11 protein-coding genes are annotated in these 13,438 nt (G+C 66.1%); 3 read left to right on the top strand and 8 right to left on the bottom strand.

The window, feature by feature from the left end:
• Positions 1-213: 213 nt before the first annotated feature.
• Complete coding sequence (gene ubiG / locus F467_RS0108660) at positions 214-972, top strand: bifunctional 2-polyprenyl-6-hydroxyphenol methylase/3-demethylubiquinol 3-O-methyltransferase UbiG (protein ID WP_018173895.1); 759 nt, start codon at positions 214-216, stop codon at positions 970-972.
• A 96-nt stretch (positions 973-1,068) separates the two neighbouring features.
• Here the strand turns inward: ubiG and F467_RS0108655 are convergent, their stop codons facing one another.
• Together F467_RS0108655 and F467_RS0108650 are read right to left on the bottom strand one after the other, a co-directional pair.
• On the bottom strand, positions 1,069-1,668 hold the full coding sequence (locus F467_RS0108655; RefSeq protein WP_018139713.1) for a hypothetical protein: 600 nt from the start codon (positions 1,666-1,668) through the stop codon (positions 1,069-1,071).
• A 464-nt stretch (positions 1,669-2,132) separates the two neighbouring features.
• Positions 2,133-2,744: a bifunctional 2-polyprenyl-6-hydroxyphenol methylase/3-demethylubiquinol 3-O-methyltransferase UbiG gene (locus tag F467_RS0108650; protein ID WP_018139712.1), complete on the bottom strand. Its 612-nt coding sequence runs from the start codon at positions 2,742-2,744 to the stop codon at positions 2,133-2,135.
• Between the two features lie 113 nt (positions 2,745-2,857).
• Here F467_RS0108650 and F467_RS0108645 point away from each other — a divergent pair, with 113 nt between their 5' ends.
• Positions 2,858-5,992 carry an error-prone DNA polymerase gene (locus F467_RS0108645; protein ID WP_018139711.1) on the top strand — a complete coding sequence of 1,045 codons (3,135 nt, stop codon included), beginning with the start codon at positions 2,858-2,860 and terminating at the stop codon, positions 5,990-5,992.
• A 21-nt stretch (positions 5,993-6,013) separates the two neighbouring features.
• Here the strand turns inward: F467_RS0108645 and F467_RS0108640 are convergent, their stop codons facing one another.
• Entirely contained in the window at positions 6,014-7,444 is a 1,431-nt protein-coding gene (locus F467_RS0108640; RefSeq protein WP_018139710.1) for a mannose-1-phosphate guanylyltransferase/mannose-6-phosphate isomerase, read from the bottom strand.
• A 5-nt stretch (positions 7,445-7,449) separates the two neighbouring features.
• Positions 7,450-8,796, bottom strand: coding sequence for a phosphomannomutase/phosphoglucomutase (locus tag F467_RS0108635; RefSeq protein ID WP_018139709.1), 1,347 nt, complete (start codon positions 8,794-8,796; stop codon positions 7,450-7,452).
• Positions 8,797-8,979: 183 nt separating this feature from the next.
• Here F467_RS0108635 and F467_RS0108630 point away from each other — a divergent pair, with 183 nt between their 5' ends.
• Entirely contained in the window at positions 8,980-9,741 is a 762-nt protein-coding gene (locus F467_RS0108630; RefSeq protein ID WP_026182236.1) for a class I SAM-dependent methyltransferase, read from the top strand.
• A gap of 78 nt (positions 9,742-9,819) precedes the next feature.
• Here the strand turns inward: F467_RS0108630 and F467_RS0108625 are convergent, their stop codons facing one another.
• The 4 genes from F467_RS0108625 to F467_RS0108610 form a co-directional block, all read right to left on the bottom strand.
• Complete coding sequence (locus F467_RS0108625) at positions 9,820-11,094, bottom strand: sensor domain-containing diguanylate cyclase (RefSeq protein ID WP_018139707.1); 1,275 nt, start codon at positions 11,092-11,094, stop codon at positions 9,820-9,822.
• Positions 11,095-11,162: 68 nt separating this feature from the next.
• Positions 11,163-11,555, bottom strand: coding sequence for a CBS domain-containing protein (locus tag F467_RS0108620; protein WP_018139706.1), 393 nt, complete (start codon positions 11,553-11,555; stop codon positions 11,163-11,165).
• A 13-nt stretch (positions 11,556-11,568) separates the two neighbouring features.
• On the bottom strand, positions 11,569-11,916 hold the full coding sequence (locus F467_RS0108615) for a hypothetical protein (RefSeq protein ID WP_018139705.1): 348 nt from the start codon (positions 11,914-11,916) through the stop codon (positions 11,569-11,571).
• Entirely contained in the window at positions 11,913-13,433 is a 1,521-nt protein-coding gene (locus tag F467_RS0108610; RefSeq protein ID WP_018139704.1) for a DUF1538 domain-containing protein, read from the bottom strand. Before F467_RS0108610 ends, F467_RS0108615 begins: the two co-directional genes overlap by 4 nt.
• Positions 13,434-13,438 lie beyond the last annotated feature (5 nt).

The following is a 13,438-nucleotide window of genomic DNA, read 5'->3' as shown; positions in this document are numbered from 1 at the left end:
GGCCGTTTACCGCTGCGCGGTTGCCGGTCGCCCCGGGACACCAAAAGCATCCTGAGGGAGCCTGCTTGCAGGCGCCTACCGGGCCCAGAATCGCTCAGGCCTATGGCGAGTGATCAGGGGTACATGATCGTTCGGTGCGCCCGCCGCTGCGATCGAAACTGGCAGCGTGTGGTCGGATAGAGACCTTTGTGCCGATGGCGAGCGACCCAGCCCATGACTTCTCCGAATGTGGAACACGACCGAACCGTTGATCCCGCCGAGGTGGAACGCTACCGCGCCCTGGCCGAGATGTGGTGGGAACCGGATGGAAGACTCTGGCCCCTGCACGTGCTGAACGGCCTGCGCAGTGACTACATCCGCGACCAACTCTGCCACTCGCTCGGGCGGGACGCGGAGGCCGAGCGCCCCCTGGACGGCCTGCGCATCCTCGATATTGGCTGTGGCGGCGGGCTGCTGAGCGAGGCCATGGCCCGCCTGGGCGCGAATGTACTGGGCGTGGACGTCGTCGACCGGAACATCGCCGCGGCTCGGCTTCATGCCGCGGAGCAGGGCCTGGATATCGAGTACGAAGTGAACACCGCGGAAGCCCTCGCGGCACGAGGCGAGACCTTCGACGTGATCCTGAACATGGAGGTGGTGGAGCATGTGGCGGACCTGCCCGCGTTCATGGCGAGCGTCAACCGCATGCTGCGCGCCGGCGGCCACACCTTCGTGGCCACGATCAATCGCAATCCGGTCTCGTTCGTGGTGGCGATTGTCGGTGCCGAGTACCTGTTCCGCATCCTGCCCCGGGGCACCCATCAGTGGAAGCGCTTTGTCACACCGCGGGAAACGAGGGCGCTGCTCGCGCGGGACGGCCTGGAGCCCGTGGCGCAGACGGGAGTCAAGGTGAATCCGCTTTCCCGCCGGATGTGGCTGTCGCGCTCCATGAGCGTCAACTACATGTTGCTGGCACGGAAGCCCGAAGCCTGAAGGACGGGTTCGCTGTATGCCGATTCCGCCGATCCCTCATCCGGGTTACACGATCATGAAAGAGGACACCCACTTTTCCATCGGGCCAGTAGTCCCTTAATCCGGCTGATACTCCAGCGACGAGTGATGCAGATTGATGCGCAATGCACCGGCGTCATCGCGCACAAAACCCCAGGTCTTGTCGACGGTTGTAACCTCTCCATCCTGGTCCGCGAAATGCACCTTCCCCATCGTGATCGCGCTCTTGCCATCGATGAAGATTCCGGCATTCTGTGGTTCGCACTCCTTCCAGGCCTCGAGAGCAAACCCGGAGTCGTCAGGAAAAGAGGAATCGCCCCCCACGAAGTACGACAATGCACCTTCCCGGGTCATGCGGAACGTGTCCGGTTTCTGTGCCAGCGTGGGTTTGAAGAGAACCGTGCCCATCTGGTAGGCATATGCTTCGTCGATGATGTCTGCGGCGAGCGCCTTGGCGGCTTCATGCCCGCTTTCAGCATAGGTGGTACTGATATCGACAAGCGCCTCGCACCAAGCGTCCTGAGCCGCCAGAACGTCTTGCTTCAGAATCGATTGATCGACCACCACGACATCTTCCGCAGCCGCCGAGCCGGAGATCAACGAGATCGTTGCGACTAGTGCGAAGCCAAAAGAGTGCTTCATTGTTACCTCCTCTTTACGCGAGATCATCTCTGTCATGCACTGTCCTGGCGGGCGTCACGCGGTTGGTCGCTCGGCCGGGCGATATCCCGAGCAGCGAGCGCCCGTGAGACCCTTGCACAAAAGCATTCGCGAACGGCGCCTGCTCTACACTCCGCTCGAACCCGGGCCAGCACCCCCACGACTGAAAGCCCACGCAGTTCCTTGCGGTCCGACCGCGCGAGACATGGACATCGAGCCTGCGAAATAACAGCCAATGGGTCAAGCAGCGACGAGGACGGGCACAGATGTACTTTTTTGAAGGTGAAGCAACATAAAGGACACCCGCCTTCTTCCCGAGAAGCGAGAAAGAGGACACCCATATTGTTCACCCGCCGCCACAGCCGCTTTCTCTCGTAGGAGCCCAGCCCTCTGGGCGATGGGGCGCTGGACATGCCCGATCGGCGAGAGGGCTCGCCTCCTACAGTGGTAGGTCCCAGCCTCGGCGGCGAACCGGCGTGCTTTCAGGCGGAGCTGGCGGGTCGGGCGATGGCAAGGACGGAGGCGCGCGTCCCGTGGCGTCCGAGTGTGGTGAACTCGTCGATCACAAACCCGGCCCCCGCCACCTGTTCCCGAAACGCTTCTTCGTAGGTCACGCGACCGAAATCGATGGTGGTGATGCGCTTGAGCAGGGGCTTGAAGCGCTCCATCCAGCGGGAGGGGCGGGTCTGGAAGGTCTGGGTGAAGAAGACCTTCCCCTCCGGCTTCAGCAGGCTGCGGCAGTGGCGCAGAGCGCCCTCGGGGTCCGGCAGGAGCATGAAGCTGGCGGAGAAGTAGATCGCGTCGTACGGGCCACCTGTGTGGTCGTAGATGGATTCGAGTCGGGCCTCGGCTCTATCGGCCAGGGGCGAGTCGCGCAGGGCTCGCCGGGCGTGCTGGATGTAGTCGGCATCGATATCGATCCCCGTGATGACGAGCCCCTTCTCGCGTGCCGTGGCGGCATTGGCGAGCAGCGCACCGGCGGTGCCAATGCCCACGTCCAGCAGAGCCGTCCCGTCCGGCAGCCGCCGCATGACCTCGGCATACCACTGCGAGGTAAGACGCAGGATCAGCAGGTTGTAGAGGGCGCTGCGCATAGGGGATTCGTCACTGGGATGGGCCGGTAGCGGGCCTACCATACCGGAGCCGGCGCACCGGCTCGAAGCCAGGGTTTCTTGCCAGCCCGTAATACTGTTTATATAAACAGTATATGGATGCCACTACCCCCGAACCACCGGAGTACGCCGAGCTGACGGCCGTCAGCAACTTCTCGTTCCTGCGCGGGGCCTCGCACCCGGAGGAGCTGGTGGAGCGGGCCCGAGCGCTGGGCTATCGCGCGCTGGCGCTGACCGATATCGCCTCGCTGGCCGGCGTGGTCCGCGCGCACGCGGCGGCGAAGGACTGCGGGTTGCACCTGATCCTGGGGGCGACCTTCCAGCTGGCACACGGCCCCGCCCTGACCCTGCTGGTGCGCAATGCGGCGGGCTATGCCGCGCTGTGCCGGCTGATCACCCATGCACGCGGGGCGGCGGACAAGGGGCACTACCACCTGACACAGGCGGACCTCGACGCCCTGCCCGCCGAGGCGCGTGCCGGCTGGCACGTCCTGCTGCGTATCGAGCCCGAGATCGCGGAGCCGACGCTCGCCGAAGCGGCCCGCTGGCTGGCCGGGTGGGCCGCGCCGGGGCAGGCCCATCTGGCGGTCAGCCAGCTGCGCACGCCGGAGGATGCCGCGCTGGCAACCCGCACACAGCAGCTCGCCGACACGGTGGGACTCCCGATCGTCGCTTGCGGCGATGTGCACATGCATTCTCGCGGCCGGCGTGCCCTGCAGGACGTGCTGACCGCGCTGCGCCTGCGCACCACAGTTGCCGAGGCGGCCCCGTCGCGCTTCCCCAACGGCGAGCGCTGCCTGCGCCCGCGCGACGACCTGGCCGCGCTGTATCCCGCCGCCTGGCTCGCGGCCAGTGTGCGGATCGCGCGGGACTGCGACTTCTCGCTGGACGCGGTCACCTACCGCTACCCGACCGATCCCCTGCCCCGGGACACGAGCCCGGCCGCCTACCTGCGCAAGGAGACCCTGAAGGGCGCGCGAGGACGTTGGCCCGACGGCATCCCGCCGAAGGTAACGGAGCAGATCGAGCGCGAGCTCGGAATCATCGCGCAGCTCGGCTACGAGCCCTACTTCCTGACGGTCTACGACATCGTGCGCTTTGCCCGCGGTCGCGGGATCCTGTGCCAGGGGCGGGGCTCGGCGGCGAACTCCGCGGTCTGTTATGCCCTCGGCATCACGGCGGTGGACCCCTCGCGCTCCAGCATGCTGTTCGAGCGCTTCATCTCCGCCGAGCGTGGCGAGCCGCCGGATATCGATGTCGACTTCGAGCACGAGCGCCGCGAGGAGGTGATCCAGTACATCTACCGGCGCTACGGCCGCGAGCGCGCGGCGCTGGCCTGCACGGTGATCCGCTACCGCCGGCGCAGCGCCCTGCGCGACGTCGGCCGCGCCCTGGGCATCTCGCGCGCGCGGCTGGATGCGCTGACCGCCAACCTCGCCTGGTGGGACGACGGCATCCCTGCCGAGCGCCTGCGCGAGGTCGGGCTGGATCCGGATGGTGCCCTGGCCCGACAGTGGCAGGCGCTGACCGCCGAGCTGCTGGGCTTCCCCCGCCACCTGTCGCAGCACACCGGCGGCTTCGTGATCGCCGAGGGCCGGCTGGACGAGCTGGTGCCGATCGAGAACGCGGCGATGCCGGAGCGCTCGGTGATCCAGTGGGACAAGGACGACCTCGACGCGGTGGGGCTGTTGAAGATCGACGTGCTGGCGCTGGGGATGCTCTCCTGCGTGCGCCGCGCGCTGGAGCTGATGGCGCGCCACCGGGGCCGCGACTGGGGTCTGGCCGACATCCCCGCCGAGGATCCGGCGGTCTACCACATGCTGCAGAAGGCCGACACCCTGGGCGTGTTCCAGATCGAGTCGCGCGCGCAGATGAGCATGCTGCCGCGACTGAAGCCCGCGAACTTCTACGACCTGGTGATCGAGATCGCCATCGTGCGCCCCGGCCCGATCCAGGGCGAGATGGTGCACCCATATCTGAAGCGCCGTGCCCACCCGGAGCGGGTGCGTTATCCGAATCCCGAGATCCGGCGGGTGCTGGGGCGCACCCTGGGGGTGCCGATCTTCCAGGAGCAGGTGATCGAGCTGGCGATGGTCGCGGCCGGCTTCTCCGCCGGCGAGGCGGACGGGCTGCGCCGCGCGATCGGGGCCTGGCGCCGTACCGGCCAGCTCGCGCGCTACCGCGAGCGCCTGATGGACGGGATGCGGCAACGCGGCTATCCGGAGAAGTTCGCCGAGCAGCTGTACAAGCAGATCCTTGGCTTTGGCGAGTACGGCTTCCCCGAGTCGCACTCGGCCAGCTTTGCGCTGATCACCTATGTCTCGTCCTGGCTCAAGTGCCATGAACCGGCGATCTTTGCCTGCGCGCTGCTGAACAGCCAGCCGATGGGCTTCTACGCCCCTGCACAGATCGTCGCCGACGCGCGCCGCCACGGCGTGGAGGTGCGCCCGGTGGATGTGCGCTGCAGTGACTGGGACTGCACGGTGGAGCCGGTGGCCGGGAGCGACGCGCTGGCCCTGCGCCTGGGCCTGAACCGGGTCGGCGGGCTCGCGCGGGCCGTGGCCGAGCGCGTCGTCGCCGCGCGCACCGAGCGCCCGTTCGCGGACGTGCCGGATCTGGTCGCCCGCGCCGCCCTGACCCGTGCCCAGGCCAACCGCCTGGCCCGCGCCGACGCCCTGAAGGGACTGGCCGGCAACCGCCACCAGGCGCGCTGGGCGACCGAGGCGGTGGAGGAACCCCTGCCCCTGTTCGCCGAGGCCCCGACCGACACAGTGCGCGAGGCCGACGTGACCCCGCTGCTGCCGCGCCCGGATGCGGTGGATGACCTGGTACAGGACTACGCCACCCAGGGCCTGAGCCTGGGTCCGCACCCACTGGCGCTGATGCGCCCGTTCCTGGAGCGCAGGCGGCTGCCCACCGCCGCCCGGCTGCTGGAGTGCCCCGGGCATCCCGGTGCCCGCTATGCCGGGCTCGTGATCACCCGCCAGCGGCCGGGCTCGGCCAACGGCACAGTGTTCCTGACCCTGGAGGACGAGAGCGGCACGCTGAACCTGATCGTCTGGCCGGACCGGGTGGAGCGCTTTCGCGCCGAGGTACTGCACGGCCGCCTGCTGGAGGCCCACGGGGAATGGCAGTACAGCGAGGGGGTTGGGCACCTGATCGTACAGCGCCTGATCGATCGCAGCGCCTGGCTGGGCGAGCTGACTACCCGCTCCCGCGACTTCGGATAGGGATTGCGCCTCGGGCGACGCTCAGACGCGGCCGTAGAGGTCCTCCAGGCGCACGATGTCGTCCTCGCCCAGATAGCTGCCGGACTGGATTTCGATCAGCTCCAGCGGGATCGCGCCCGGGTTCTCCAGCGAATGGATCTGCCCGATCGGCACATAGGTGGACTGGTTCTCCGTCACCAGATAGGTCTCTTCGCCGTTGCGCACCCGCGCGGTGCCGCTGACGACCACCCAGTGTTCCGCGCGGTGGTGGTGCATCTGCAGCGAGAGCTTCGCCCCGGGTTTCACGGTAATGCGCTTGACCTGATAGCGCCGCCCGACGTCGACGCACTCGTAGCAGCCCCAGGGGCGATACACCGCCGGGTGGTCCACATGCTCGCTGCGGTTGTCCGACTTCAGCCGCTCGACGATGCGCTTGACGTCCTGCACGCGGTCGCGGTCCGCCACCAGCACCGCATCGCGGGTGGCGACCACCGCGAGGTTGCGCAGGCCGATCCCCGCAACCAGCAGGCCGTCGGCATCGACCACGCAGCCCTCGCTGTCCTCCAGCAGGCAATCGCCACGCAGGGTATTGCCCTGCGCGTCGGTCCCGCGCACCCCGGCCAGCGCGGACCAGGACCCGATATCGCTCCAGCCCGCGGCCAGGGGCGTGACCGCCGCGCGGTCGGTGCGCTCCATCACGGCGTAGTCCACCGAGATGTTCGGGGCCCGGGCAAACGCCTCCGGGGCTACGCGCAGGAAATCGAGGTCCTCGCGCGCCCCCTCCAGCGCGGCCTGACAGGCCGTAACGATCTCGGGCTCGAAGCGCTCCAGCTCCTGCATATACTGCGAGGCACGGAATACGAACATGCCGCTGTTCCAGAGATAGCCCCCCTGGCTCAGGTACTCGCGCGCCGTGGCAGCATCGGGCTTTTCGACAAAACGCGCGACCCGCGCACCGGCCTCGCCCAGCGACTCGCCCTGCTGGATATAGCCATAACCGGTCTCCGGTGTCACCGGCACGATCCCAAAGGTGACCAGATAGTCGGCCTCCGCCAGCGCCACGGCGCGGCCCACGGCAGCCTTGAAGGCATCGCCATCGCCGATGTGGTGATCCGCGGCCAGGACCAGCAGCAACGGGTCGTCGCCTTCCGCGCGGGCCTGCAGCGCCGCCAGGGCAATCGCCGGGGCCGTGTTGCGCCCCTCTGGTTCCAGCAGGATGCGCGCCTGTTCGACACCAATCGCGCGCAATTGCTCGGCGGCGAGGAAGCGGTGCTCCACGTTGGCCAGCACCATTGGTGCCGCCGCATGCAGGCCCTCCAGGCGCGCGACAGTTTGTTGCAGCAGCGTCTGGTCGCCAGTCAGGGGCAGGAACTGCTTCGGGTAATGGCTGCGCGACACCGGCCACAGCCGCGTGCCGGTACCGCCGGCCAGGATCACCGGTTGCAGCTGGTTCTGGGTATCGGCAGGCGCCATCGTTGTTATCCCCGTATCAGGCGGGAAAGCTCTTCCACGCGACGCTCCAGCAGGGCCGGATCAGCGCGGGTCTCGACGTTCAGCCGCAACAGCGGTTCGGTGTTGGAGCTGCGCAGGTTGAAGCGCCAGTCCGGGAACTCGAGGCTGACGCCGTCGGTGCGATCTTCCTCGCCACCCTGACCCTCAAGGGCCGCGAGAACGCGATCCGTGGCGGCTTCGACGTCCGCGACCTCGAAGTTCAGCTCGCCGCTGCAGGGGTAGCGCGCCATGCGCTCGGCCACCATTTCGCCCAGCGACTGACCTCGGCGCCCCATCAACTCGGCGACCCGCAGCCACGGCAGCATCCCGCTATCGCAGTAGTAAAAGTCCCGGAAGTAGTGATGCGCGCTCATCTCGCCGCCGTAGATGGCGTCCTCGTGGCGCAGGCGCTCCTTCATGAATGCGTGCCCGGTCTTGGACTGGACGGGCTCGCCACTCGCCGCTCGCACCATCTCGATGGTGTTCCAGGTCAGCCGCGGGTCGTGGACGATCCGCTCGCCGGGTTGCCCGCCTTCCAGGCAGGCCTGAGCCAGAAGCCCCACAATGTAGTAGCCCTCGATGAAATTCCCCACTGCATCGAACAGGAAGCAGCGATCGAAGTCGCCATCCCAGGCCACACCCAGATCCGCGCCATGCTTGCGCACGGCGTCGGCCGTGGCCGCACGGTTCTCCGGCAACAGCGGGTTGGGGATGCCATTGGGGAAATGTCCGTCCGGCTCGAAATTCACGCGGATCAGTTCGAACGGCAGATGAGGCTCCAGTGCCTCCAGCACCGGGCCCGCACCGCCATTGCCCGGGTTTACGACTACGCGCAGCTTCGGCAGCGCCTCCCGGTCGACCGATGCGAGCAGCCGGGCGATATAGTCCGGCCGATGGTCCAGCGGATGTACCTGGCCTTGTGGCATGGGGCGGAAGTCGCCGCGCTCTGCGCATGCCTGGATCGCCTGCAGCCCGGAGTCCCCGCTGATCGGTCGCGACTCGCCGCGCACGAGCTTGAGCCCGTTGTAATCCAGTGGGTTGTGGCTCGCGGTAACCATCACCCCGCCACCAGCCCCGTAGTGCGCAGTCGCAAAGTAGACCTCTTCGGTCCCGCACAGACCGATATCGGCCACGTCGCTACCGCCGGCGGTGAGTCCTTCGGTCAGGGCCTGGGCCAGTGTCGGGCTGGAGAGGCGGATATCGTGTCCGACCACCGTACGGCCGGGCCGGACCTCTTCGGCAAAGGCGCGTCCGATGGCGTATACCACCTCGGGGTTGAGTTGATCCGGCACGCGGCCGCGTACGTCGTACGCCTTGAAGCAATCGATCTTCATGCAGTTCCCTTCCGGCCCCCTCCGACTCCCGGCACCGCCGGCAGCGCGCACTCCTTTCTCCTCATGATACATAGCAGAGCCGCAGCATGATGCGACGGAGGTTACAACGACTTCAGTAGGTTTACTTGACGCTTGCGGCTCATGCCCCTGAACATGGTGGGTTTATCCAACGAGGAGAAGCCGATGAGTGAGCCGCAAGTGAAGACCGAGGAGAAGAAGCAGCATTTCGACGATATCTACGTCGCCGAGACCCCGGTGCCGTTCAAGGAGCGCATCATCGACGCGCTCGATTACATCTCCGACGACTTCAACCGGCAAACCTTCGACCGGCTGATTCTCCCCTGGGCGCAGCAACAGGCTGACGCAGGCAAGACCCTGAATTACGTCGATCTGTGCTGCTGCTTTGGCAACACCACCATGGCGGCCGTGCACGGCATGGATGTCGAGGCAATCCGCGCCAACTGGGCCGACGAGCAGGCCTGCAAGACGGTTGCTGCCCCGCGCCGTCTGCCCATCAAAACGACCGGCATCGACATCTCCGGCAACGCCCTCGCCTACGGCAAGAGCTCGGGTCTGTTCGACCAGACCTTCGAGGCTGACCTGAACCAGGCCGACGCCGACACGCGCAACGCGATCGAGCAGTCGATGGAAGAGGCAGACATCGTCATCTCCACCGCATCGCTGGTCTATCTGGACCCGCCGGCCATCGAGAGCCTGGTGGACGCCTTCGCGCGCGGCAAGGGCGAAGGCTACATGCTGGTGAATTTTCTCAACCCCTTCGCACTAGAAAAAGCGGACGCCACCAAGCGTTTGTTGCTGGATCGTCTGGACTTTGTCGGCAGTACTGCAACCCGTCACCGTCGTATGTCGCCGCTGGAGCAGGAAAACTACCCCGGCGAAGACTGGGCCCTGCTGGAAATCTGGGTGCTGCGTCGCCGCGGGTAAGCCGTTACCGGCGCCTTCAGCGCATCAAGGAAAAGGCCGGCGTTCGCCGGCCTTTTTTGTGTCTCCGTCACCGGATACCTAGAGCGCGACCACACGATCGCGCCCTGCCCGCTTGGCCTGGTACATCGCCTCGTCAGCCCGCCGCGCGAGGAGCTTGGCGCTGTCACCGGAGGCCCGTTCGGCGACCCCGAAGCTGGCGGTGACGCCCGGCACCCCGGGCACGCTCATCGCAGCGACCGCCTGGCGCAGCTTTTCGGCCATGGCCGTCGCACCCACCAGCCGGGTCTCGGGCACCAAGATGATGAACTCTTCTCCGCCCCAACGACCCAGGGTATCCGCGTCGCGCAGTTCCGCACTCACGGTCTTCGCCAGCGCTTTAAGGACTTCGTCGCCGGCATCGTGGCCGTAACGGTCATTCACCGCCTTGAAGTGATCCAGATCGAACATGATCAGGCTCAGCGGACGACCATAGCGCTGGCTGCGCTCGATCTCCGCCTCCAGCGTGTTCCCGAGGCTCAGGCGATTCGCGACGCCGGTCAGCCAGTCGGTATTCGCCACACGCCGGATCTCGTCCTCCATGCGCACCCGGTCGGTCACGTCCTTGCCCAGGGCGACGTAATGCGAAATCTCGCCGTGGTCATCGAGTACCGGGGTGATCGTCTGCTCCAGATGGATCAGGGATCCATCGCGACGCCGATTCACGAACTCGCCCCGGAAGGTCTCGCCGCGCTCCAGCGACTCCCACATCCCGCGATAAAAGACATCGTCGTGACTGCCCGATCTGAAGCGTCGCGGATTCGCGCCCAGGACATCGCGGCGCGAATAGCCCATGAGCTCCTCGAAGGCGGCATTAACGTAGGTAATCGTACCTTCAGGATCGGTGATCAGGACCGGATCACCCGACACTTCCAGCGCGGTCGACAGCAGTCTTAACTGCTCGTCGCGTTCCCGTTCGGCGGTCACGTCCTGCTGCAGTGATACGTAATGCGTAATCCGTTCCGGCGCATCGTCGGCATACACGGGCGAGATATGCCAGCGCACCACGTAGGTACTGCCATCCTTGCGATAGTTGATCGCCTCGCCGTCAAACATCTCGCCCGCATCCAGCGCGGCGCGCAGGCGGTCGAGGATTACCCGTGATGTCCGCGGCCCCTGCAGCAGGCGCGGGGTCTTGCCCAGCACCTCGTCGGCCGCGTACCCGGTCATCTGTTCGAAGCCGGCATTCACGTAGACGATGCGTGGCCCGTCGTCCAGGTCCGCGTCCGTGATCAGAACAGAGTGGCTCGACTGGTCGATGGCTGCATCCAGCAGCCGGAGTTTCTCGAACCCCTCGATGTACGCGACAGTGGCCACGGGACTCCTTAGAAATGGATCAGCCTGGGACCGGCACTACCGGTCCGAGTGTCCCGCGGCGGGGAGGTTCATTCCATATCCGCCATTTCGAGAATCGAGCCCACGATATCGCTGGTGGTAACGATTCCTTCCAGGGTATTGCCCCGCAGCACGACCAGGCGCCGGATGCCCTGATTGACCATCAGCCGCGCCACGTACTTCACGTCCATCTCGGCCGGCACGGTGATCACCGGCTTCGCACAGACATCGTAGACGTTGGAGAGGTCGATATCGCCCTCCTCGGCCACGATGGTCTTCAGGATTGTTGTGTAGGTGATGATCCCGTAGGCGTCGTGCTCGTGCTGCTTGTCCACCACCAGGGACTTCACGTTGTGCCGCCGCATCAGCTGCATCGCCTCGCGCAAGGGCGCGAGCGGCGACACGGTAATCACATTGGGCTTCAGGATGTCGCTTACCAGCATGCTCGAGTCCTCCTCAGATCTCTTCCTTAACGTGTTCCTGGAACTGCTCGATCTGCTTGCGCCCGATCCCGGCCAGGTGGGCAATATCCACGGTGAATGCAACGCCGCGCGGGTCTCCTTCGAGTTCCAGCTCCTGACTGATGACCTTGAGCACGTTCAGCGCGACCTTCTTTTCCAGCACCCACATCAGCACCGACTGGCTGCCCTCGTAGGTCATGCCCAGAAACGTCTTGCGGGCCTCCGCGCCGATACCGCGGGCATCCATGATCGTGACGCCGCCGGCGCCCGCGGCCTTGGCCGTCTCGATGGCCCGCTGCTCGAGGTCATCCGGAAGCACGGCGATCAATGCCGAAAATCTCATGGCGAATCCTCCTGTTGTGCGCGGCCCCTGCCGGTCCAGCGCTCGTAGATATCCACCAGGATGGCGTAGACCATCACGGTGACGATGGGGAAGATCGACGCGAAGGCGATCAGGCCGAAGCCGTCGATCAGGACATTACGGTCTTCCAGATGCGTGGCCAGACCGATCCCGAGGGCTGTGACCAGGGGTACGGTCACCTCGGAGGTCGTCACCCCGCCCAAGTCGAAGGCGAGCGCCACGATCTGCTTGGGGGCGAGGATCGTCAGCACGATCACCAGCAGGTAGCCAGCCATGATGTATTGATGGATGGAGTCGCCCACCAGGATGCGGTGCACGCCAATGGTGATACCGATTGCGACCCCCAGCGCCACCAGGATGCGGATTACATTGCCGCGTAATGAACCGCGCGCCGCCTCCTCGGCCTTCTGGCCAATCGCGATGAGCGCGGGCTCCGCCATCGTGGTCGCAAATCCGATGGAAAACGCGAACAGGTAGACCCACAGGAACAGTTCGTTGGTGATCAACTGCTCGGCCATGCTCTCGCCGATCGGGAACAGGCCCAGCTTGAGCCCGACCACGAAGGCGTACAGGCCCAGCACGACCAGCACGAAGCCGAAGATCACCCGCGGCAGATACGGGATGCGCTTGCGCAGCACGAAGTACTGGAATACCACAATCACCGCGATGATCGGTGCGACATCGCGCAGCATCAGTAGCAGGTCCATCCCCATCGCGGAGAGCCAGTGTTCCTCGCCCGCACCCGGAAGGTCCGTGTCCGCATCCATGGCCGCGGTCTCGCCATTGCCCGGGGCGTCGACCTCCGCGCCGGCGAACACAATGATTCCGTAGAGCTGCACCGTGATCATTGGCACCATCACGGCAAGCGCCACCAGGCCAAAGCCGTCGCGCAGTGGATTGCGCCCGCTGATCGAGGCCGCCAGGCCGAGGCCCAGCGCCGCCACCAGCGGCACCGTCACGATGTTTGTGGTGACCCCGCCCGAGTCATAGGCCAGACCGACGATCTCCTCGGGGGCAAAGAAGGTCACCAGCACCACCAGCACGTAGCCGCTCAGAATGTACCAGTGCAGCGGATGGCCCATGACCGTGCGCAGGATGCCCAGCGCCACCACGGCACCCACGGACAACGCGACAATCAGGCGCAGGACCAAGCCCTCGATCCGTCCCTCGCTGATCAGCTCCGCCTGCTCCGCCACAGCGATCAGGGCCGGTTCCGCGATCACGGTAGCGAAGCCGAGGGTAAAGCCGAACGCCATCAGCAGGAGCAGCGAACCGCGCCGGGCCAGCGCGTTGGACAGGTTCTTGCCGATGGGGAAGATCCCCATCTCCAGGCCCTGCAGGAACAGCGCCACGCCAAAGACCACGATGGCCAGCCCGATCACCATGGACAGCAGGCCATCCGGCACCGTACGCAGCACCAGCGCCTGGAACACCGCAACCACGATCACGATGGGCGCAAGATTGCGCGCCGCATGGCCCAGCGTGTGGAGAAAGTTCATGCGCT

Source organism: Thioalkalivibrio sp. ALJ12 (genome assembly GCF_000378305.1).
Lineage (GTDB): Bacteria > Pseudomonadota > Gammaproteobacteria > Ectothiorhodospirales > Ectothiorhodospiraceae > Thioalkalivibrio.
The sequence above is the reverse complement of the archived record's forward strand: the minus strand, read 5'-3'. Positions and strand labels throughout refer to the sequence as shown.

Excerpts from the sequence above, each read along its gene's own strand:
- F467_RS0108650 (WP_018139712.1), bottom strand. The coding sequence starts at position 2,744 with ATGCGCAGCGCCCTCTACAACCTGCTGATCCTGCGTCTTACCTCGCAG.
- F467_RS0108610 (WP_018139704.1), bottom strand. The coding sequence starts at position 13,433 with ATGAACTTTCTCCACACGCTGGGCCATGCGGCGCGCAATCTTGCGCCC.
- F467_RS0108630 (WP_026182236.1), top strand. The coding sequence starts at position 8,980 with ATGAGTGAGCCGCAAGTGAAGACCGAGGAGAAGAAGCAGCATTTCGAC.
- F467_RS0108620 (WP_018139706.1), bottom strand. The coding sequence starts at position 11,555 with ATGCTGGTAAGCGACATCCTGAAGCCCAATGTGATTACCGTGTCGCCG.
- ubiG (WP_018173895.1), top strand. The coding sequence starts at position 214 with ATGACTTCTCCGAATGTGGAACACGACCGAACCGTTGATCCCGCCGAG.
- F467_RS0108645 (WP_018139711.1), top strand. The coding sequence starts at position 2,858 with ATGGATGCCACTACCCCCGAACCACCGGAGTACGCCGAGCTGACGGCC.
- F467_RS0108635 (WP_018139709.1), bottom strand. The coding sequence starts at position 8,796 with ATGAAGATCGATTGCTTCAAGGCGTACGACGTACGCGGCCGCGTGCCG.
- F467_RS0108640 (WP_018139710.1), bottom strand. The coding sequence starts at position 7,444 with ATGGCGCCTGCCGATACCCAGAACCAGCTGCAACCGGTGATCCTGGCC.
- F467_RS0108655 (WP_018139713.1), bottom strand. The coding sequence starts at position 1,668 with ATGACAGAGATGATCTCGCGTAAAGAGGAGGTAACAATGAAGCACTCT.
- F467_RS0108615 (WP_018139705.1), bottom strand. The coding sequence starts at position 11,916 with ATGAGATTTTCGGCATTGATCGCCGTGCTTCCGGATGACCTCGAGCAG.